This is a genomic window from Rhizobium sp. YTUHZ044, from assembly GCF_051123975.1.
GTDB lineage: Bacteria > Pseudomonadota > Alphaproteobacteria > Rhizobiales > Rhizobiaceae > Rhizobium.
In genome coordinates, this window is sequence record NZ_CP101426.1 from 3,273,615 (window position 1) to 3,293,694 (window position 20,080).

Annotated in this window: 17 protein-coding genes; 9 read left to right on the plus strand and 8 right to left on the minus strand. The window is 60.8% G+C overall.

Annotated elements, in window-relative coordinates; all coding sequences use genetic code 11:
* Positions 1 to 3: 3 nt before the first annotated feature.
* The 3 genes from NL154_RS16260 to NL154_RS16270 form a co-directional block, all read right to left on the minus strand.
* Positions 4 to 888: a carbohydrate ABC transporter permease gene (locus NL154_RS16260; protein WP_210630027.1), complete on the minus strand. Its 885-nt coding sequence runs from the start codon at positions 886 to 888 to the stop codon at positions 4 to 6.
* Between the two features lie 124 nt (positions 889 to 1,012).
* Positions 1,013 to 2,368: an extracellular solute-binding protein gene (locus NL154_RS16265; RefSeq protein ID WP_210630026.1), complete on the minus strand. Its 1,356-nt coding sequence runs from the start codon at positions 2,366 to 2,368 to the stop codon at positions 1,013 to 1,015.
* 362 nt (positions 2,369 to 2,730) lie between these two features.
* The gene (locus NL154_RS16270) at positions 2,731 to 3,936 is read right to left on the minus strand and encodes an ROK family transcriptional regulator (protein WP_434732972.1); all 1,206 of its coding nucleotides are present in this window, start codon (positions 3,934 to 3,936) and stop codon (positions 2,731 to 2,733) included.
* A gap of 229 nt (positions 3,937 to 4,165) precedes the next feature.
* On the opposite strand from NL154_RS16270, the gene NL154_RS16275 reads away from it, so the two are divergent.
* The 6 genes from NL154_RS16275 (at position 4,166) to NL154_RS16300 (ending at position 10,230) form a co-directional block, all read left to right on the plus strand.
* Entirely contained in the window at positions 4,166 to 5,404 is a 1,239-nt protein-coding gene (locus tag NL154_RS16275; protein ID WP_210630024.1) for an extracellular solute-binding protein, read from the plus strand.
* 71 nt (positions 5,405 to 5,475) lie between these two features.
* The gene (locus NL154_RS16280) at positions 5,476 to 6,360 is read left to right on the plus strand and encodes a carbohydrate ABC transporter permease (protein ID WP_221144592.1); all 885 of its coding nucleotides are present in this window, start codon (positions 5,476 to 5,478) and stop codon (positions 6,358 to 6,360) included.
* Positions 6,360 to 7,205, plus strand: a complete 846-nt coding sequence (locus tag NL154_RS16285; RefSeq protein ID WP_434732973.1) for a carbohydrate ABC transporter permease — start codon at positions 6,360 to 6,362, stop codon at positions 7,203 to 7,205. The genes NL154_RS16280 and NL154_RS16285 overlap by 1 nt, the downstream gene beginning before the upstream one ends.
* Positions 7,202 to 8,224 carry an SIS domain-containing protein gene (locus tag NL154_RS16290; RefSeq protein ID WP_434732974.1) on the plus strand — a complete coding sequence of 341 codons (1,023 nt, stop codon included), beginning with the start codon at positions 7,202 to 7,204 and terminating at the stop codon, positions 8,222 to 8,224. Before NL154_RS16285 ends, NL154_RS16290 begins: the two co-directional genes overlap by 4 nt.
* Complete coding sequence (locus NL154_RS16295) at positions 8,225 to 9,154, plus strand: PfkB family carbohydrate kinase (protein WP_434732975.1); 930 nt, start codon at positions 8,225 to 8,227, stop codon at positions 9,152 to 9,154.
* Positions 9,151 to 10,230 (plus strand): ABC transporter ATP-binding protein, encoded by a 1,080-nt coding sequence (locus NL154_RS16300; RefSeq protein WP_210630020.1) that lies wholly within the window; start codon positions 9,151 to 9,153, stop codon positions 10,228 to 10,230. Before NL154_RS16295 ends, NL154_RS16300 begins: the two co-directional genes overlap by 4 nt.
* Before the next feature lie 21 nt (positions 10,231 to 10,251).
* Here the strand turns inward: NL154_RS16300 and NL154_RS16305 are convergent, their stop codons facing one another.
* From NL154_RS16305 to NL154_RS16325, 5 genes are all read right to left on the minus strand, one after another.
* Entirely contained in the window at positions 10,252 to 11,079 is an 828-nt protein-coding gene (locus NL154_RS16305) for a glycoside hydrolase family 16 protein (RefSeq protein ID WP_210630019.1), read from the minus strand.
* Between the two features lie 50 nt (positions 11,080 to 11,129).
* Positions 11,130 to 12,611, minus strand: a complete 1,482-nt coding sequence (locus tag NL154_RS16310) for an oligosaccharide flippase family protein (RefSeq protein WP_221123490.1) — start codon at positions 12,609 to 12,611, stop codon at positions 11,130 to 11,132.
* 75 nt (positions 12,612 to 12,686) lie between these two features.
* Positions 12,687 to 13,931 carry a glycosyltransferase family 4 protein gene (locus NL154_RS16315; RefSeq protein WP_210630017.1) on the minus strand — a complete coding sequence of 415 codons (1,245 nt, stop codon included), beginning with the start codon at positions 13,929 to 13,931 and terminating at the stop codon, positions 12,687 to 12,689.
* Positions 13,928 to 15,274, minus strand: coding sequence for a glycosyltransferase family 4 protein (locus NL154_RS16320; RefSeq protein WP_434732976.1), 1,347 nt, complete (start codon positions 15,272 to 15,274; stop codon positions 13,928 to 13,930). The genes NL154_RS16315 and NL154_RS16320 overlap by 4 nt, the downstream gene beginning before the upstream one ends.
* On the minus strand, positions 15,274 to 16,011 hold the full coding sequence (locus NL154_RS16325) for a Crp/Fnr family transcriptional regulator (RefSeq protein ID WP_210630015.1): 738 nt from the start codon (positions 16,009 to 16,011) through the stop codon (positions 15,274 to 15,276). The genes NL154_RS16320 and NL154_RS16325 overlap by 1 nt, the downstream gene beginning before the upstream one ends.
* 469 nt (positions 16,012 to 16,480) lie before the next feature.
* Here NL154_RS16325 and NL154_RS16330 point away from each other — a divergent pair, with 469 nt between their 5' ends.
* The 3 genes from NL154_RS16330 (at position 16,481) to NL154_RS16340 (ending at position 20,076) form a co-directional block, all read left to right on the plus strand.
* Entirely contained in the window at positions 16,481 to 17,182 is a 702-nt protein-coding gene (locus NL154_RS16330; protein ID WP_210630014.1) for a sugar transferase, read from the plus strand.
* Positions 17,183 to 17,299: 117 nt separating this feature from the next.
* Positions 17,300 to 19,060 (plus strand): polysaccharide biosynthesis tyrosine autokinase, encoded by a 1,761-nt coding sequence (locus NL154_RS16335; RefSeq protein ID WP_221144582.1) that lies wholly within the window; start codon positions 17,300 to 17,302, stop codon positions 19,058 to 19,060.
* Positions 19,057 to 20,076 carry a glycosyltransferase family 2 protein gene (locus tag NL154_RS16340; RefSeq protein WP_221144579.1) on the plus strand — a complete coding sequence of 340 codons (1,020 nt, stop codon included), beginning with the start codon at positions 19,057 to 19,059 and terminating at the stop codon, positions 20,074 to 20,076. The genes NL154_RS16335 and NL154_RS16340 overlap by 4 nt, the downstream gene beginning before the upstream one ends.
* Positions 20,077 to 20,080 lie beyond the last annotated feature (4 nt).

Genomic DNA, 20,080 nt, shown 5'->3' on the forward strand with positions numbered 1-20,080 from the left:
ACCTCACTTGTAGTGCACGCGCCGCTCGATGAAGCGGAACTGGAAAATGGTGAGAAGGACGACGAGCGCCATGAGGATGATCGACTGGGCGGCGGCCCCCGAATAATCGAGCCCCCTGAAGCCGTCGAAATAGATCTTGTAGACCATCAGTTCCGTCGCCCGCGCCGGACCGCCCTGAGTCATGACGTCGACGATACCGAAGGAATCCTGGAAGCTTTCGGTGATGTTGATGACGAGCAGGAAAAACAGGGTCGGCGTGAGCAGCGGCAGCTGGAGATCCCACATGCGGCGCAGCGGCCCGGAGCCATCCATGGCCGCGGCCTCGATCAGCGAACGCGGAATGCCCTGAAGCGCCGAAAGGAAGAAGATGAAATTATAGCCGATATATTTCCACGAAAAGGCGACGATGACGGCGATCATCGCGTCTTTGCCGTCGAGCGCCGGGTTCCAGAGACCGGGCCACACTTGGTTGATAACAGACAGGAGGCCTGCCTCCGGCGCCAGAATGAAGCGGAAGGCGAGCCCGAGAGCGGGAGCAGCGATCGCATAAGGCCAGATGAAGACCGACCGATAGATTTTGTGGCCGCGCAGTTCACGATCCGTCAAAAGCGCCAGGATGAGCGCAAACCCCATGGCAATGATCGTCGAGCTAAAGGCGAAAACCATGCTGCGGCTGATCGATTCCCAGTAGATCGGGTCGCTGAGCAATTGCTTGAAATTGTCGAAACCGACCCAGGCATTGCCGCCGCCCCATGGCTGCTCGAGCGTGAACGCCCAATAAAGCGCCTGCGCGCTCGGCCAATAGAAGAAGACGAAGATCAGCAGCAGCATCGGAAACGCGAAGAGCAGTCCGATCGTCGTCGAGGAGAAGGTGACGCGCTTTTCCATGGGGTGGTCGTTTTCGGCCTGGTTTGGTTTAGGCGCGGGCGGCGACTTCGCCTCCGCAGCCGGTATGAATGTATAAGGACGCCCCCAGTCCGCAAGTGGACCGGGGGCGGCTCATATCGGTTGATCAGGGAAGCTGAACGTTCTTGTAGGTCTGCTGGAAGCGGCGCAGCAGTTGATTCCCGCGATCGGCAGCGCCGTCGAGCGAAGCCTGGATATCGGCGTTGTTGACGAAGATTGCCTGCAGACCGTTGGCGATCTCGGTGCGGACCTGCAGCAGGCCGCCGAGGCGGATGCCATGCGGAACCGTATCGTCAGCAGGCGATGCGGTCAGGCTCTGAATGGCGAGCTCGCGGCCGGCATAAGGAGCCTTGTCGTAGAAACCCTGCTTCTTCAGATATTCAAAGCCGGAGTTACGAACCGGAATATAACCGGTGACGGTCGACCAGGTCAGCGCTTCTTCCGGCTTGGCGATGAAGTTGAAGAAGGCAGCGGCAGCCTTGTATTCGGCATCGGTATGCCCCTTCAAGACCCAGAGCGAAGCGCCGCCGACGAAGGAACTGTGACGGGTTGCATTGCCGTAGGTCGGGAGCATTGCCACGCCCCAGTTCATGCCCTGCTTGGCGGTACGGCCGATATTGCCATGGTCACCGACGGAGGTCAGGATGACTTGGCAGTCGCCGGCAGCAAAGGCTTCGACGAAGGTCTGGCCGACGGCCTTGTTCTTGATGACAGCGAGCTTGTTGTCGTACCAGGACTTGAGGTCCTTGACGTAGCTGACGAGAAGCGGGTTCTTGTTGAACACCAGCTCGGCGTCGAGACCTTCGAAGCCGTTCTTCTTCGTCGCGATCGCTTCGCCGTTGACGGCTTCAAACTGCTCGATGTACTGCCAGACTTCGTTGTTGGAGATGTCAAAACCGAGAGGGCAGGCATAACCTGCGTCCTTCAGAGCTTTGAAGTCTTCCCCGGCTTCCTGCCAGGTGGTCGGAGCATGGTCCTTGCCGATCTTGGCGAAGGCGTCCTTGTTCCAGTAGAGCAGAGCAGTCGATGAGTTGAAGGGGAAGGAATACATCTCGCCCTTCGACGTCGCATAATAGTTGGCGATCCCGGAGAAGTAGTCTTTCCAGTCGACCGTGTAGCCCATGTCGGTCATCAGCTGGTTTGCCGGGTAGAAGGCGCCGGAAAGCATGATGTCGAGCGTGCCGGCGTCGGAAACCTGGGCGATTGTCGGCTGCTTGCCGGCGCGGAAAGCGGCAATCGTGTTCTGCAGGGAAGCGTCGTAGCTGCCCTGGCTGGTGCAGACGACTTCATAATCGGTCTGCGACTGGTTGAAGCGATCGCACTGTTCCTGGACACGCTTTGCGATATCACCGGAATTGCCGAACCAGAAATCAATCTTGGTCTTTTCGGCGGCGGCAGCGGGCCCAGCAAGAACCGCTGTGGCGAGAAGGGCGCGAACGGCGCCGAGAAGCTTGGCTTGCATGAGAACCTCCAACGTAGAAAGGGGCGCGCTTTAAGCGCACGCCCATTTAGCTGGTTCAAATTGCCGCCGCCAATGAATATTACATGACATGAAATGTTAAAAATCTAGTCGTCACAAAAGTGACATGCAATCGTTATTCACAGCTCCAAGAGAAATATTTCGAGAATATTTGGAAAGACATTAAATATATTTCAAGCTTTCCGCATCTGCTTTCGAAGAGTTGTAATTTTTCAACGCCTTCAATATCTATCTGTATTGCGAAAGAGCACCCCTATTCCAGCAGCCTTTGATAACGAAACTTGCGAAAAACATGGGCATTTTTGCCGTTGCACTGCTGTGCAACGCCCGGTTTTGGCCCAAAATCACAGGGAATCCTTCAAGATTGCAGCAAACTGCGGATCGAATGCACGGCTGATGGGTCCGGCTGCCGCCCCGAGCGCCACCGACCAGGGATCTGCCATGCCGGGCTGCAGCCGTGGCAGCATCCGGCCGCGCCTCTCGGCGATCGAAGGCAGCAGCGGGCCGATCGCCGCGATCAGCCTGTTCACCAGCGCTTCCGGTGCGCTGCCGCAGAGGATCACCGTCTGCGGATCGAAGACCGTTTCGATGAGATGGATGCTCCAGCGCAGGTCCGCCGCCGCCGCCTCGATCCAGCCTTCGATGCTTGGATCCCCGCTGGAGGCGAGTTCATTGATGCGCCCATGGAGATCGGGATCGGCGGGATCGGCCGAGAGATGCTGGTAGAGCGAGGCGAGCGAGGCACGGTGTTCGAGCGGTGTCGTTTTACCGTCGGCAAAGAGCAGCGCCATGCCGATCTCGCCGGCATTGCCGTTGGCGCCGCGATAGAGCTCGCCGTTTAGGATCAAACCGGCGCCGATGCCGTAGCCGACGAACAGGCAGACGGCATGGTCGATGCCGTGGGCGGCTCCCACCATGCGCTCGGCGGTCGCAGCCGCTGCCGCATCGTTCTGAAGACCGACATCGAGGCCAGTGCCGTCGCTCAGCGTTTCAAGGAGCGGAAACTTCTGCCAAGCCTCCATCATCCAGGGATCGTCGCCGCTGCCTTCCATGCCGAACGGGCCAGGCATTGCGGCGCCGAGCCCGACCAGCCGTTTTTCCGACTGCTGGACGATACCGGCAAGCCTGGAACGCACGCCGGCGACGAGATCGAGAATGACCTTCGTTCCCGTCGACGGACCTCCGGGCGGCAGCCCGGCTTCTGCGCGTACGAGAACGCTGCCGACGAGGTCGACGGCGACCGCCCGCGTCACGTGCCGGTCGATCTGGAGGCCGATCGCGAAAGCACCTTCGGGCACCAGGCCATAAGGCGTCGAGGGCTGGCCCCTGCCCTTGCGCACAGCCTCCTGCGAACTGACGAGGCCATCGCGCGCGAGTTCCTCGATGATATTCGACACCGTCTGCTTGGTCAGCCGCGTCGCCCGCGCCAGATCGGCGCGCGAGAGCGCACCGTTGATCCTCAAGGCATCGATCATCACGCGCCGGTTATGAGCGCTGGTGCCTTCGTGATTGGTGCCGCTCTTGGCTCGGATCAGCCTGATGTCGTTCATGTGTCAATTGCCTCTTGACTCCAGTAGAATGTTGGCGAAGTAATAAGTCAAGACATTTGACTTAATAAGGGACCGGAGAGTTCCAGGGAACGCAGGAGGCCGCGAAGGACCTCCACCGACGCTCCGAGATGATGACCAGGCGCGCTTTTTTTCACGCGTGCCCTCTCGAAAACCGATGGCGGCGAAACCGCCCTCGGCCATGCGTAAATTTCAAAAACTGGAGGCTGCAATGCTGAAATCTCTCAACAAGACGCTTCTGGGTGCGGCCTTGATCGGCGCATCCTTTGCTCCGCATGCTTTCGCCGAAACGACGCTGAACGCGCTCTTCATGGCGCAGGCCGCTTACAGTGAGGCCGACGTGCGCGCCATGACCGATGCCTTCGGCAAGGCGAACCCCGATATCAAGGTCAATCTCGAATTCGTCCCCTATGAGGGCCTGCACGATAAGACGGTGCTGGCCCAAGGTTCCGGCGGCGGATACGACGTCGTCCTCTTCGACGTCATCTGGCCTGCCGAATACGCCACCAACAAGGTGCTGGTCGACGTCTCCTCCCGTATCACCGACGAGATGAAGAAAGGCGTGCTGCCGGGCGCCTGGACCACCGTGCAGTATGACGGCAAATATTACGGTATGCCGTGGATTCTCGACACCAAATACCTCTTCTACAACAAGGAAATCCTGGAGAAGGCGGGCATCAAGGCGCCACCGAAGACTTGGGACGAACTGGCCGAGCAGGCAAAGACCATCAAGGGCAAGGGTCTGCTCGCCACGCCGATCGCCTGGAGCTGGTCGCAGGCCGAGGCCGCCATCTGCGACTACACCACGCTCGTCAGCGCCTATGGCGGCGATTTTCTGAAGGACGGCAAGCCAGCCTTCCAGAGCGGCGGCGGTCTCGATGCGCTGAAATACATGGTCGCGAGCTATACATCGGGCCTGACCAACCCGAACTCCAAGGAATTTCTGGAAGAAGACGTCCGTAAGGTCTTCCAGAACGGCGACGCCGCCTTCGCGCTGAACTGGACCTACATGTACAACATGGCCAACGATCCGAAGGACAGCAAGGTCGCGGGCAAGGTCGGCGTCGTGCCGGCTCCGGGCGTGGCCGGCAAGAGCGAGGCTTCGGCCGTCAACGGCTCGATGGGCCTCGGCATCACCTCCGCCAGCAAACACCCCGACGAAGCCTGGAAATACATTACCTTCATGACCTCGCAGGCGACGCAAAACGCCTATGCCAAGCTCAGCCTGCCGATCTGGGCCTCTTCCTATGAGGACCCTGCAGTCACCAAGGGCCAGGAAGAGCTGATTTCCGCCGCCAAGGTCGGCCTCGCAGCCATGTATCCGCGCCCGACGACGCCGAAATATCAGGAGCTGTCGACCGCGCTGCAGCAGGCGATCCAGGAATCCCTGCTCGGCCAGTCCTCTCCCGAGGATGCGCTGAAATCGGCGGCCGAAAACAGCGGCCTCTGAGCCCGGCATGACCCGGGCGGCGCCCGCCGTCGCCCGGTCTCCAGAACCTGTGAATGAAAAGGGTTGCCTCGATGTCGGGCACTTGGCTGACAACCCGCGCGTGGCTTTTGATGCTGCCGCTTCTCGTGGTAATGATCTCGGTGATCGGCTGGCCTCTGGTCGATACCGTCAGCCTCTCCTTCACCGATGCCAAACTGGTCGGCACCGAGGGCAGCTTCGTCGGCATCGACAATTACGCCAAGATGCTCTCCGGCTCGAATTTCCAGCGCACACTCATCACCACAGCCTGGTTCGCGATTGTCTCGGTCGCAGCCGAAATGGTGATTGGCGTCCTTGCGGCCCTGCTGCTGAACCAGCAGTTTCGCGGCCGCACCGCGCTGCGCGCCCTGATGATCCTGCCCTGGGCGCTGCCGACCGTCGTCAACGCCACGCTCTGGCGGCTGATTTACAATCCTGAATATGGCGCGCTGAACGCCGCGCTGACCCAGCTCGGCCTGCTCGACGCCTACCGCTCCTGGCTCGGCGAACCCGGCACGGCGCTCGCTGCCCTCATCGTCGCCGACTGCTGGAAGAACTTCCCCCTGGTGGCGCTGATCGCGCTCGCCGCACTCCAGGCCGTGCCGCGCGACATCACCGCCGCCTCGCTCGTCGACGGCGCCGGCCCCTTCGCCCGCTTCCGCTTCGTCATCCTGCCCTATCTCGCCGGCCCGCTGATGGTGGCGCTGGTGCTGCGCACGATCGAAGCCTTCAAGGTGTTCGATATCATCTGGGTCATGACCCGCGGCGGACCGGCCAACAGCACCCGCACGCTGTCGATCCTGGTCTATCAGGAAGCTTTCTCCTTCCAGCGCGCGGGCTCGGGCGCTTCGCTCGCCCTGATCGTCACGCTGCTGGTGACGCTGCTCGCTGCCGGCTACGCGGCCCTGGTGCGCAAGACCGCCGGGAGTGCCAGCTGATGGAACGCCGGCACCCACTCTTTTCCGCCTTCATTCATCTCTGCGCCCTGCTGCTTGCCGCCGTCATCCTGGCTCCGATCCTCTGGCTGTTCATCATGAGCATCGCGCCGGCCGCAGATCTTGCCGCGAAGCCGCTGCGCTGGTGGCCGCAAGCGGTGGATTTCTCGCGCTACCAGCTCCTGCTGTCGACGCTCGAAAACAGCGCCGGCGCAGCCTTCACCTCGTCACTGCGAAACAGCATCGAGGTGGCGGGCATGGCGACGATCGCTGCCATCGCGCTCGCCATTCCGGGCGGTTGGGCCGTGTCGCGCACGCCCTCCGTCGGCTGGTCGCTGTCGATGGTGATTGCCACCTACATGCTGCCGCCGGTAGCGCTCGCAGTTCCCCTCTATATGGGCCTCTCCCATCTCGGCATGCTGAACAACGTCTTCGGCCTCGCCCTCGTCTATCTCACCATTCTCGCGCCCTTCACCACCTGGCTGATGAAGTCGGGCTTCGATTCCATTCCGCGCGAGATCGAATCCGCCGCGATGATCGACGGTGCCGGCCTGTTCCAGACGCTCCGGATCATCACCTTGCCGCTCGCCGCCCCCGTGGTCGCGACCTCGAGCCTTTTTGCATTCCTGCTTGCCTGGGATGAATTCTTCTATGCGCTGCTCTTCACCTCGGACCAGCGCGCCAAGACGCTGACCGTCGCCATTGCCGATCTCGCGGGCGGCCGCGTTTCCGATTACGGGCTGATCGCGACGGCAGGCGTGCTCGCCGCCCTGCCCCCGGTGCTGATCGGTCTCGTCATGCAACGCGCCCTGATTTCGGGGCTCACCAGCGGCGGCGTCAAGGGATGAAGATGACAACAAAAAGAAACCGGCCCGCCGGGCTTGCGGCGATCGACCGCGAAATGGCCCACCAGCACGCCGATGCGATCGCCTCCTATGAAACGGCCGGGCCGATGGCAGCAAAGGCCGCCGCCTCGCTTGAGAAAACCGGCCGGCTGCTCCTGATCGGCATGGGCGGCTCACATGCCGTCAATCGCGCCGTCGAGCCGCTCTATCGTGGTCTTGGCATCGATGCCGTTGCCCTGCCACTGTCCGAGCAGCTCGGCCAACCGCTTCCGATCGCCGGCAGAACGATCTTCGTCACCTCGCAATCGGGCGAAAGCGCTGAGATTGTGCGTTGGTTCAGCGAGACCGGAGGCACGTTGGAAACTTTCGGCCTGACGCTGGAAGCCGGCTCGTTCCTGGCAAGAACCGCCCCGTCGCTCCTTGGCAGCGGCGGCACCGAGCTTGCCTTCGCAGCCACCCGCAGTCTGACGGTGACTTTTGCTCTGCATCTGGCAATCCTTGCCGCACTCGGCGAAGATCCCGCAGCCGCGCTTGCTGTCCTTGAAGCGCCTGAAGACCACGAGATCGCCGCCGCCCTCGCCGCACTCGAAAACGTCGCGACCATCGTCACCTCGGGCCGCCGCCTGCAAGGTGTTGCCGAAGCATTGGCGCTCGGATTGACCGAGCTGTCGCGCCGTCCGTGCTTTTCTTTGGAGGGCGGTCAGCTCCGCCACGGTCCGATGGAGATGCTCGGGCCGGAGATCGGCGTTGTGCTGTTCCGCGGTCAGGATGAAACCGCCGGCCTGGTTACAGCAATGGCACAGTCCGCCGTCGAGACCGGCGCCCCCGTCATCCTGTTCGATGCCTCCACAGAAGCTGCGGTCACCGGAGCAGTGACGATCCGCTTTGCTCCAGCAACAGGTCTTGCCGCGATCTTGGCCATGCTGCCGACGGCCCAGCGACTGATGATCGGCTTTGCCGAAACCCGCGTCGAGAATGCCGGAACACCGATCCGTTCAACCAAGATTACCCGGAGCGAATGAATGCGGCCGCTTGCAGTCATCGGCAACGTCAATGTCGACCTGATCCTCGGGCCGGCTGCCCCTTGGCCGAAAGCCGGGACGGAGATCATCGTCGACCATGACGAGCTCAGGGTCGGCGGCTCCGCCGGCAACAGTGCGCTCGCCTGGCAGGCGCTCGGCATCGAATTCGAGATCGCCGCCAATATCGGCAGTGATCAGTTCGGCCGCTGGCTGGCCGAAGCCTTCGGCCACCGTTCCGAGAAGTGGCCGGTGCGCCCTGAACAAACGACCCTCTCCGTCGGCATCACTCATCCTGGCGGCGAGCGCACCTTCTTCACGACGCGGGGCCACCTGCCGCGCTTCACCCTGGCCGATGTCTTCGCCGTCATCGACGGCGCAAGGCTTCGCGGCGGCTACGCACTTCTCTGCGGCGGCTTCCTGACCGACGATCTGACGCGCCAATATGACGCCTTCTTCGACTGGGCCGAGAGCCATGACATCGCCGTCGCCCTCGACACCGGCTGGCCGCTCGACGGCTGGACCGAGCAGAATTGCGCTGCGACACGCGCTTGGCTGTCCCGCAGCCGCATCGCGCTGCTCAATGAGGTCGAGACGACGACGCTTGCCGGCATCGCCGATCCGATCGAAGCCGCGCGGCACATTAGCTCGCATATGCCGCAAGGTGCGATCGTCGTCGTCAAACGCGGCCCCGATGGCGCAATCGCGATCGGGTCTGACAGCCAACTGGTTTCGGTGACTGCGCCTATTGTGACGGTGGTCGATACCATCGGCGCCGGCGATGTCTTCAACGCCGCCTTTCTCGCAGCGCTGGCAAAGGACGAGCCTTTGATATCTTGCCTGAGGGCGGGAACCGAGGTCGCCTCGCGCGCCGTCTCCACCCTTCCCCGCAGCTATGGCGACACGAACTCTCGTCAGGAGCCACAGTCATGAGCGCCCTCGATATCGAAAATATCTGCAAGACCTATGGCGACGTCGAGACGCTGAAAGGCATCGATATTTCCCTGGAAAGCGGCGAATTCCTCGTGCTGCTCGGTTCCTCCGGCTGCGGCAAGTCAACGCTCTTGAACATCATCGCCGGCCTGGCCGAGGCGACGAGCGGTGATGTCAGGATCGGCGGCCGCTCGGTGCTCCGCGTGCATCCGAAGGACCGCGACATCGCCATGGTCTTTCAGTCCTATGCGCTCTATCCCAATCTGACGGTGCATAGGAACATCGGCTTCGGCCTGGAAATGCGTAAAGTTCCGGCGCCGGAGCGCGACAGGGCCGTGCGCGATGCGGCATCGCTCCTGCAGATCGAAAATCTGCTCGATCGCAAGCCGAGCCAGCTCTCCGGCGGCCAGCGGCAACGCGTCGCGATCGGCCGTGCCCTGGTGCGCAAGCCGGAGGTGTTCCTCTTCGACGAGCCGCTCTCCAATCTCGACGCCAAGCTGCGCATGGAAATGCGCACCGAGATCAAGCGCCTTCACCAGATGCTGAAGACGACAGTGGTCTATGTCACCCATGACCAGATCGAGGCGATGACGCTAGCGAGCCGCATTGCCGTCATGCGCGACGGCCGCATCGAACAACTCGGCACGCCTGAAGAGATCTACAACAGTCCGGCGACGCTCTATGTCGCCACCTTCGTCGGCGCGCCGCCGATGAACCTGCTCAAGACAACCGTCCGGGATGGTCGACTGGTGCTCTCTGGTTCCGGTACCAGCCTGCCTTTGCCCGTCCGCTTCGGTAAGGCGGCGGCCGATGGCCGCGACCTGATCCTCGGCATCCGCCCCGAGTCCCTTCGCACGGCTGGATCCGGGGCTTCGCTCGAGGCAACTGTGGAGGTTGCGGAGTTAACCGGCCCGGAGCTCGTCGTCACCGCCCTGGCGGAGAACCAACGGCTGATGGCCTGCCTGCCGCCGCGCACGCTGGTCCCCGGCGACGAAAAACTCACCCTCTTCGTCGACGAGGAGGCGATGCATCTCTTCGATGCACAAACCGGTCTCAGTTGCCTCCGCGAGCAATAGAGGGGTCAAACGGTCGTTCGCTCAATTCGCCGCGTCGGCCGGCTTGCGCTTGTAGACGTGGATATAGTCGACGAGCAGGATGGAAGGGTTCGGCGTTTCATCGATCGGCCAACCCGAGCCGAGCGCCAGGTTCACCAGCGGGTAGAACGGCATGTGGAACTCCTTCGGCGTATCGAAGCTCCAGAGGTATTGGCGATCGAGATAAAAGGTCGTCTTGTCGGCCTGGATATCGACGCCGTAGGTATGATACTCGCTGTTCAAAATTCCGTCCTGAACGGTCTTCCAATAGCCGCCATTGGAATTCTCACCGCCATGGGCCTGGCGCCAGATATGAAAACCCATGCTGAACTCGTAGGGCGCGCGTCCATAATATTCCAGCACGTCGATCTCGGCGGTGTATTTTGACCGGTCGAGCCCGATGAGCCAGAAGGCCGGCCACACACCCTTGCCCGGCGGCAGCTTCATCCGCGCTTCGAAATAGCCGAATTGCTGCGAGAAGCCTTCGCCTTTCGGGTTGACCGCCGAGAGCAGGCCCGACCGCCAAGTTCCATCCTCCCCCTTGCGCGCTTCGATCTTCAGGATTCCCTGATCGTTCGCAAACGGGAAATCTGGCGCCGGATCCGTGAAGCGGGCGTCGCCGAAGTCGCCGTTCCAGGGCGTGTGAGCGATCCAGCGGGAGCTTCTCTCTCCCCACGCCGAGACATCGAGGCTGTCGAAATTCTCCTCGAAGGTCAGCTGATAGGCGTCCATGTTGATCGGCTCCTGGGCGACACTAGGCCGGCTCGGCAACGCCCCCAGTCCGAGAACAACGAGCAACCCAAAACTCTTAGAAGATATGCCGTAACGCATTGCGCTCCTCCGAAACCACTAAAACAATCGTTGGGCTGCACGGGTCTTTTTCATGAAATGACAACTCTGCTCCGTCGCGGCACGAGCCTGTGAACGACGATGGTCTCGATGCCGTCGGGCCTTCCCAGAACCTGCCAGAGCAATAGCGCGAAGACCCAGAAGATTGTCGCCGCCGCCGCGCCGCAAAGCGCCAGGCTGACGATCAGGCTGAAGCCGGTTGGCATGGCGGCGAGATTCGGCTCCATCCAGAGCAGGAAAGCGATCATCGGCAGGCTCGCGGCCAGAGGCCTGCAAAAGGAATTCAGCTGCGCAGCAAAACTCGCCCCGATCAACCGCCGAGTGATGATGAGCGTCACGGCATAAGCGACGAGAACCGCCACAACACGCGCGCCAAGCGCACCCGCCACCTGAAAATAAACGATACCCAGGATGGTGACCGGGACTCTGACTGCGAACTCGGCAAACATCCGCAAGGCGAGGGAACGGGTCTTGTCCATGACCATCGCCAATGCCGGCACTATGTTCGTCGGAAGACCGAGCAGGCTCAGCAGGCACAGCCATTGCAGAATTGGTGCGGCGGATGCCCATTTCTCGCCGACGAGGATACGCACCGTCGGCTCGGCCAGAAAGGCAAGTGCAATGAGAATGGGCGCCGCGACGAAGGTGATTGCACCCGTTGCCTTCAAATAGGCGGCAACCAGGTTGCGACGGTCCTCGACAGTGGAGAACGCCGCCATCAGCGGACGCAGCAACGGGCCGACAAAGGTCTGATAGGGAATGCCGGCGATGTTGTCGGCGACGCTGAAGGCGCCAAATGTCGACAGCCCGGCAAAACGCGGCAAAAGCAGTCGGTCGAGCTGCCAATTAATCGCGCTCAGCACCTGCGACACGGTATTCCAGCTGATCATGTCCTGGAAACGCTTCCACTCCGACAGGCTGAACTTCGGCCGCATCGGCGCAAAGACATAGGAGGTGATCATCGCCGCCGTCGGGCCGGCGACCGCCCCGGCCGCGAGCCCCCAATAGCTGCCCGTCGCCACCGCCACCCCTGCCCCGAACAGCAGCGTCGATCCCTTGGTGATGAGGTCGAGCGCGAATTCGCGTTTGAAATCGAAACGCTGCATGAAAAGGACCATGCGCGGACTGATCATGCTGCGCATGGCCGGCGCGATCGAAAGCACCGCGACAAGCGCAAAAAGTCGGGAATCGTCGTAGATCACGGCCATCGGCCAGGAAATGATCATCATCAGCAGGGTGATGGCCAACCCTCTCAGCAGGCTCAACGTGAAAGCCGTCGCAAACATCTCGTCGGAAGGGGACGGCTGACGCATCAGGGCCTGCGTCAACGGCAGATCCAGGATCGCCTCGATGATGACCAGAACCGATGTCGCAATGGCGACCAATCCGAAATCCGCGGGACTCAACAACCTTGCAAGGACGAGAAGACTGACGAAATCCAGCAGTCGCGCGAGGAATTTTCCGCTGATCGTCCAGATGCTCGCCGTCGCCGTCCTCTGAGATAGGCTTGACATGATCTGTCTATTCCTCGTCGGCAGATTGAGACGGTTTCGATCGCGGCAGCAAGATAGGCAGCTCCAGTCTTGTCCTCAGACCGGTCGTCTATTGAAGACGTCGACCGATCGGTCGGCATGGGTGGAGAGCTGTTGCTCGATGAGCCCGGCCATCCGATCGCGGAAAACCGCCGAGGAAAACTTCAGCGAATGCGCGCGGATGGCTTGCGGATCGATATCGTCCTCCACCTCTTCGAACGCCGCGATGGTTTCCAGCAGGGCTTCAGTGGTTTGCTGAGCGAAGCGAAAACCGACCTGCGGCGAAGATACCGTTTCCCTTGCGCCGCCGGCGTCGAAAGCAAGCACCGGCCGGCCCGATGCCATGGCTTCTACCGGCAGGATGCCGAAATCCTCCGTGCCTGGAAACAACAGGGCACGGCATCGCGAGAGGTGATCACGCAGAACATTGAACGGCTGGTGGCCAAGGAATTGGACAGTCGGGCCGGCGATCGATTTCAGATGAGGCAACTGTTCTCCCTCTCCGATCACGATGAGCTTACGCCCGGTCTCGGTACAGGCGCGAACGGCGATATCCGGCCGCTTATAGGCCGTCAGCTGGCCGGCATAGAGATAGAATTCGCCCTTCCCCTTCCCGACCGAAAAATCATCGGTGGCAACCGGGGGGTGGATGACGATGGAATCCCGATCGTAGAAGCGGCGAATGCGGTTTGCGACATAGTCGGAATTGGCGACGAACACGTCGACGCGAGAAGACGTCGTCACGTCCCAGGCACGCAGCATCGGCGCGGTGACCGACATCAAGGCCCGTCCCATCCACGGCAGGCCATGGCGGTAGACGTGGAACTGATCCCAGATGTAGCGCATCGGCGAATGGCAGTAACAGACATGGAGAGCGTCGGCGCGTGTAATGATGCCCTTGGCGGGCCCGGATTCGCTCGACAGTACGAGATCGTAGTCTTGCAGATCGAATTGCTCGAGCGCGAAGGGCATCAGCGGCAGCATTTTGGTGTAGTGCCGCTGCGCCCCGGGTATCTTCTGCAGAAAGGACGTGTGGATGTTCCGCGTCTTGAGAAAATCGCTGATGCGATCCCGGTTGCAGACGAGGGTGAAAATATCAGCCTGCGGAAACATGCGGCACAATTCTTCAACAACCTTTTCGCCGCCGCGCATTGAGACGAGCCAGTAATGCACGATGGCGACGCGCAGTTGCCTGGTTTCCTTGACGCTTCCCGCCTCGGCCACGCGTCTTTTCGCCATCACGGGCGCGTCGCCGAGAAATGCCCTTGCGTCGGAAAGAGAGGTTGTTGCTTTAAAGGTCAACGGAATACTCCTTGTGTCGCCACACCATCTGTCAGTTCGCGAACTGCATTCGTCGAAAGCAGGCTGCAATATTCGGCAAGGAGAGCGTCGCGCCATTCCTCATGCGTCGAGGCGAGATCTGGCGACATCAGGAAGGCCCGCTCGCTCATGGCGCGGATTTCGTGCCTCGGCATTTGGCTAAATCGCGTCAATGTGTCGGCAAAGGCAGCTTCATCAGCCGTGTCGCAGGCAAACGCCATACCGGCTCGTTCCATTTCCTCGGCGAGAAAGGCGCTGCGCGACATGATGACCGGCAGACCGCTCCTGGCCGCTTCGATCGCCACCAGGCCGAAAGGCTCGGGATAACGCGATGGCATCAACAGGGCGCGCGCCTTGCGGATGGTGGTGCCGATCTCCGCATGCGATTGCCAGCCGACGGCCCTGACGTGATCGCCGGAAGCGGCGACCAACGGCATCAGCGGGCCGTCCCCGATCACGCAGAGCCTGGCGCCGGCTCTGCGTGTGGCGGCCACGGCATCCTCCACGCCCTTTTCCGCGTCGAGCCGCCCGATGAAGACAAATTCGTCGTTCGCCTCCGCCTCGACACGCCCTATCGACAAGGGGGCGACGGGATTGCGGATCGTCGTCAACCGCTCGGGCCGATAGCCGGCGCCGACGAGAAACCCAGCCATCTTCTCATGCAGCAAGATGATCCGGCCGAAATCGGCCTCAGCCCTCAGCAGCCGGAGGATATTCGAGCCGCGGGCGAGCCGCCACAATTTGTGCGAATAACTTCTCTTGTCGCAAGCCGTCGCAATGCAGCCGGCACCGAGCGGACGCCGAAGGCAGATCTCTTGCGCCTGGTAATCGAAAAAGGCGCCATTGGGACAGGCAGTGAAGAAGTCATGCGCGTGAATCACGCATCGTCCTGCGACCGGAGCCAGTGCCCTGAAAAGCGCGGGGGACAGGATCTGATGCCAGCCATGGACGTGATAGACGGTATTCGCCGTATCCTTCGCGGCAATCCAGTTCGCGACCATGCGGGCAGCCGCACCATTGTGAATGCCGGTCACGAAAGCCTTCGCACGCTCGGCGCTAAGCAGGTCGCGGCTGTTCAATCCGACCATGGCGACCCCGAGAGCAGCAAGTTCTGCATTGGCGGCGTCATCCCCACAAATATAAGTCACGGGAATATCCAGGCCGCGAAAAAGCTTGGCCGAGAGCACCGCCAGCCCCGTCGCGCCGCCCCTGGCCACCGAGTAGTCGTCGATGACGACCACGCGATCAATCCTCGTCGTGCCGCGGCCGGCAAAGCGGCTGACATCTGCGGCGGATCGGAGGGCCCCAGGAAACGACAGGCTCATCACTTCGCCGAAAACGCGCCATTCGCACAGGCCTCGAGCGCCTTGCGGTTAAGTATTCGGATCTTGCCCTGCCCTCCGTCGACAATCTTGCATTCCCGCAGGCGCCGCAGGCATTGATTGACCTTCTCGCGGGACGCCGGCAGCGTTGCGGCCAGATCGTTTTGCGAGATGATCACTTCGTTGCCACTGTTTGCGGCATCTTTTCCGTAAACAGCCGAGAGCCGCAGCAACGTGCTCGCCAGTCTTGCCTGAAGGGTCGACGCCGCGTTGGCGATGATCCTATCTTCAAGCTCCGAGACACGCGCCAAGGCCCTTGAGAAGACTTTTTCGCGGAAGCACGAATCGCTAGCATACATGTCGCGCAGCAGCCGGCCTTCGAAGAAATGCAGCTCGCAATTGGAACTGGCTCGGTATTCGAGGTTCAGTGTCTGCCGGCGCAAGACTTCAAGCTCGCCGATCAGACCTGTTTTCGGAATGATTTCGACGATGAATTCCCTGCCGTCGGGCAGCATCGTACTTGCACTGACCAACCCCGAATGCACGCGCGCGAACATATCGACAAGGACCCCGGCCCCGGCAATGATCTCGCCACGACGGAAACGCCGTACGCTCGAGCGGCAGGAGAGGAATTCGTCATCGATGACGATGCGACTGTTGAGGTGAATTCCGCCGCTGGCCGAGATCGCGCCTTTGCTGATGCCGATCCTGCGATCTGATGCATGTGTGATCCCGTCCATGCAATTCACTCCTGATACTAGAATGGTCTCTCACTAATGCTGCACTGCATCAATTATATTGGATTATTACGTTAGTCAAATAACATCCGCGCAAATCTAACGTAAAATTTAAGTCTACTTCAGAAAAAATCATAATAGCCACCGGTATAAAATCAAACTTTCTAAAATACACGAGTACCATTGGCCGCATCGAACAAAACTGCATATAAAAAGGACTTATTGAATTAAAAACAAGCAGATATTGAAATTCCGATATAAAAATAATGATTGAATTCACACAGAACGACCGACAAAAGCAGATTATAGAACAAATTAAAAGAATTGATGACACGGATCTGTACTCTGAAATCTGTCTGAGATTTCCTAGCATGAAGAATTAATTAAGGATTATGACCTTGGTAACAGACAATCTGGGTGCGGCGCAGCAAGCTTTCAACGGTTGTTGACGGGCAATGTTTTGGAGACCGCGATGGCATGGGAAGCACATAGTTTTGAGGCTTGGTCACGCGTCGAACGGGCCGCGAAGGGTGACGATTCCCCCGATTCCCGGCCTCGTGCAGCGAGCAGGTCGTCGAAGCGTGCGATAGATATTCTTGTCGCGATCACCGCTCTGATCCTGCTCTCTCCGCTTCTGCTGATCGTCGCGATGATCGTGAAACTCTCCGACCGCGGCCCAGTCTTCTATTCCCATACGCGCATTGGCTTCGGCGGAGCGCCGTTCGGATGCCTCAAATTTCGCACGATGAAGCCCGATGCGAGCGCTCAGCTCGCGGAATTGCTGCAAAACAACCCGGCCGCCCGCAGCGAATGGGAAGCGACGCGCAAGTTGAAGAACGATCCGAGGATCACCGCCGTCGGCGATATTCTCAGGCGCTCGAGCATCGACGAGCTTCCCCAGCTGATCAATATCGTGCGTGGCGAAATGAGCCTCGTCGGACCCCGCCCGGTCACAGCCGAGGAACTGCCGCGCTACGGCGAACACATGTGGGCCTATATGGCAGTCCGTCCGGGACTGACCGGTCAATGGCAAACCAGCGGGCGCAACGACGTCAGTTACGAGTACAGGGTTTCTCTCGATGTCCACTATCTCAACAACTGGTCGCTCGCTCGAGACTTCTTGATCATCGCCAAGACCATTCCTGCGCTGTTTTCGCAGCGCGGATCGTACTGAGCCTTCAAAGGGGAGACAGCCAACCGTGCCGGGATCGGAAAATGCGCCGCTCCCACGTCCCCTCCAAGCTACCATCACCTGGTTATTCCTTGATTTCCCATTCCGGATTAGGACGACATGACCTCCAGCACGATCTTCAGCGGTGTCTCTCCCATATCCCTGGCAGCAGCAGCCACAGGCGGCGGGAATTCACCGCTGACCATACGGGATATGCTCTTCTTTTTGAGAATGCGCTGGCACTGGATCGTCGTGACCACCATCGCTTTCCTGGCGATCGCCGGAAGCTACATGCTGACCGCCGAACCGACTTTCGTTGCCAGCACGCAGCTTGTGATCTTCCCCCAGGTGAGCGGCTCTGAAGCACAGAGGGCTTTCGCCGAAGATGCCTTCATCGAAGGACAGCTGGAGATCGCCAGATCGAGCGATGTCGTCGGCGGAACCGTGGCGGCGCTTGATCTCGTTCATGATCCGGAGTTTGTCGATCAGACGCCTTCGCTGCAGGACAGAGCGAAGAATTGGCTGATGGGGTTTTCTTCACAACCGGACACGCCATCGCAGGATACGGCGGGCAAGGGAGCGAGCGAAGCGCGGCCGCAGGCGGAGGAGGAGCGGCTCCACGACTGGGCAACCGCCAAACTGCTGAACATGATGGACATCCGCCGGATCGGAAGCTCGACGATCATCGAGATATCGGCTGCGGCATCGACCCCTCAGAAGGCCGTCGATATCGCCGACACGCTCGCCGGACAATATATCCAGAAGAATATCGCGATGAAGGCCAACGCCGCCCGCCAATACAGCGACTGGCTGGCGAAATTCATAGCCGAGCAACAGCGAGGGCTGGCGGAAGCCGCCAGCGCCTTGGCCAGTTTCACGAGCAATCCGCGCGACCAGTTCAAGCTTGCGGAGTTGCAGAGCGCAACGGACGCGCGCCGCTCTCTCTATGAAAACACCTTGAACCAGCTAACCGAAGCAAAGCAGCGCATTACCTATCCGATGTCCGATGCCACGATCGTCTCGCGAGCCACACTGCCTCTTTCGAAGGCGAGACCGCGCAGCACGCTCATCGCCGCCTTTGCGGCGGCCATCGGCCTTGGCGCCGGTTTCGCACTCGCGATGATAAGACATGCCAGCGACCGCCGGCTCGTCCGCCCGCATCAGATCGCCGAAACCTGTGGCCTGCCCTTCGTCACTGTGCTGGCGACATCAAAGAGGACACGCAACGGCCAGCCGGCATCTTTTCTCGCCACCGGCACGGGCAGCAGTTCACCCGCCTATTCGGTTATTCCAGGCATGACGGAATTGAGCGCAACAGTCGTCGGGCTTCGGCGCAAGCGCCGGATCGTCATCGGAGTGGTCGCCGTCGATCCCGGCAACGGCGCATCGACCATCGCAAGCGAACTTGCCGTGCTGTCGTCGGTATCTGGAGCGAAGACGCTTCTGATTGATGCGGCCGCGCAGAAATCATCGCTCAGCAGGGCGATCGCGCCTCATAGTGCCAGCGGCCTCGTCGACGTCCTCGACAACGGCGACCTCATCCAGACGGCGGCCCTGCCGCTCACCCCGACGCTGAAGTTCCTGCCGCTCGGCAAGGTGGATGCGGTAACACCGGCCATTCGCCTGAGTTCCCGCCGCACGCAATTGAGCTTTGCCGAGCTGAAAAAAGAGTTCGACACCATATTCGTCGACATTTCCGCATTCTCCGCGTCACCGGATGCCAACGCCATCGCGCCGGAGCTGGACGGCGTTCTCGTGGTCGCCTCGCACGGACGCACATCGATCGACGACGCCATGCGCGTCATCGAGACGATGCGGAACGTCGGCGCGGAGATCCTCGGCGCGATTATCAATCACGCTCCGAGGAGCATGCAGCCATGATCGCGCATTCGGCAAAAACGACCAGGCAGGACAGCTTGAGTTCGGCGCCTGTTTCTTGCGACACCGAAGCGACGGCGCGGCGCGCGAGCCGGCCATTGCGGATCGCCGTCGGAATTGCTTCGGCGGGCCGCCCTTCGATCCTGCTGGAAACGGTCGATTATCTCGCCGGCCTGCCCGACCAGCCGCCGCGATTGATCGTCTGCGTACCAGGGATCGACGATGCCGCCGGGCTCGCCGACCGTCTCGACGTGGAAGTCATTATCGGCAGCCGTGGCCTCACCTCCCAGCGCAACAGCATTATCCGGGCGGCCGCGGCCGATACCGATGTTCTGATCTTCCTGGACGACGATTTCATTCCGGCCCCAACCTTCCTGGCACGGATGACAGCCGTCTTTGCAGCCAATCCTGCCATCGCGATTGCCACCGGTGAGGTCCTGGCCGACGGCGTCCTCATTGGGGGGCTCGACATGTCGAAGGCGCTGCAGGTTCTTCACACTGCCGGCGAAGTGTCCGAGCGGGTGACGGATGTCTATAATGCATATGGGTGCAATATGGCAGTTCGCCTCGCCCCCGTCCTCAAACACGCACTGACGTTTGACGAGCAACTGCCGCTCTATGGCTGGCTTGAGGATGTCGATTTCAGCAGGTCCATCGCCCGCTACGGCAGATCCGTGCGCGTTGAAGGCGCCCGTGGAGTACATCTCGGCGTCAGATCCGGGCGACAGCCTGGCCGCAGACTCGGATATTCGCAGGTTGCCAATCCTGTCTACCTGATCCGCAAGGGCACGATCTCGAAAGGCCGGGCGATAGCGCAGATCGGCCGCAACATTCTGGCCAACGCATCGGGCATAGTGTTCAACGACCGCTTGATCGACCGATGGGGACGTTTGAGCGGCAATTTGCTGGCGCTCACCGATCTCCTTGCCGGCCGCGCCGCACCGTCCCGCATTCTCGAATTCGGCAATCCGCCGTCCCGCGCAATGCCCTCGCCGTCGATCGAAACGAAACGGAGATAGATCA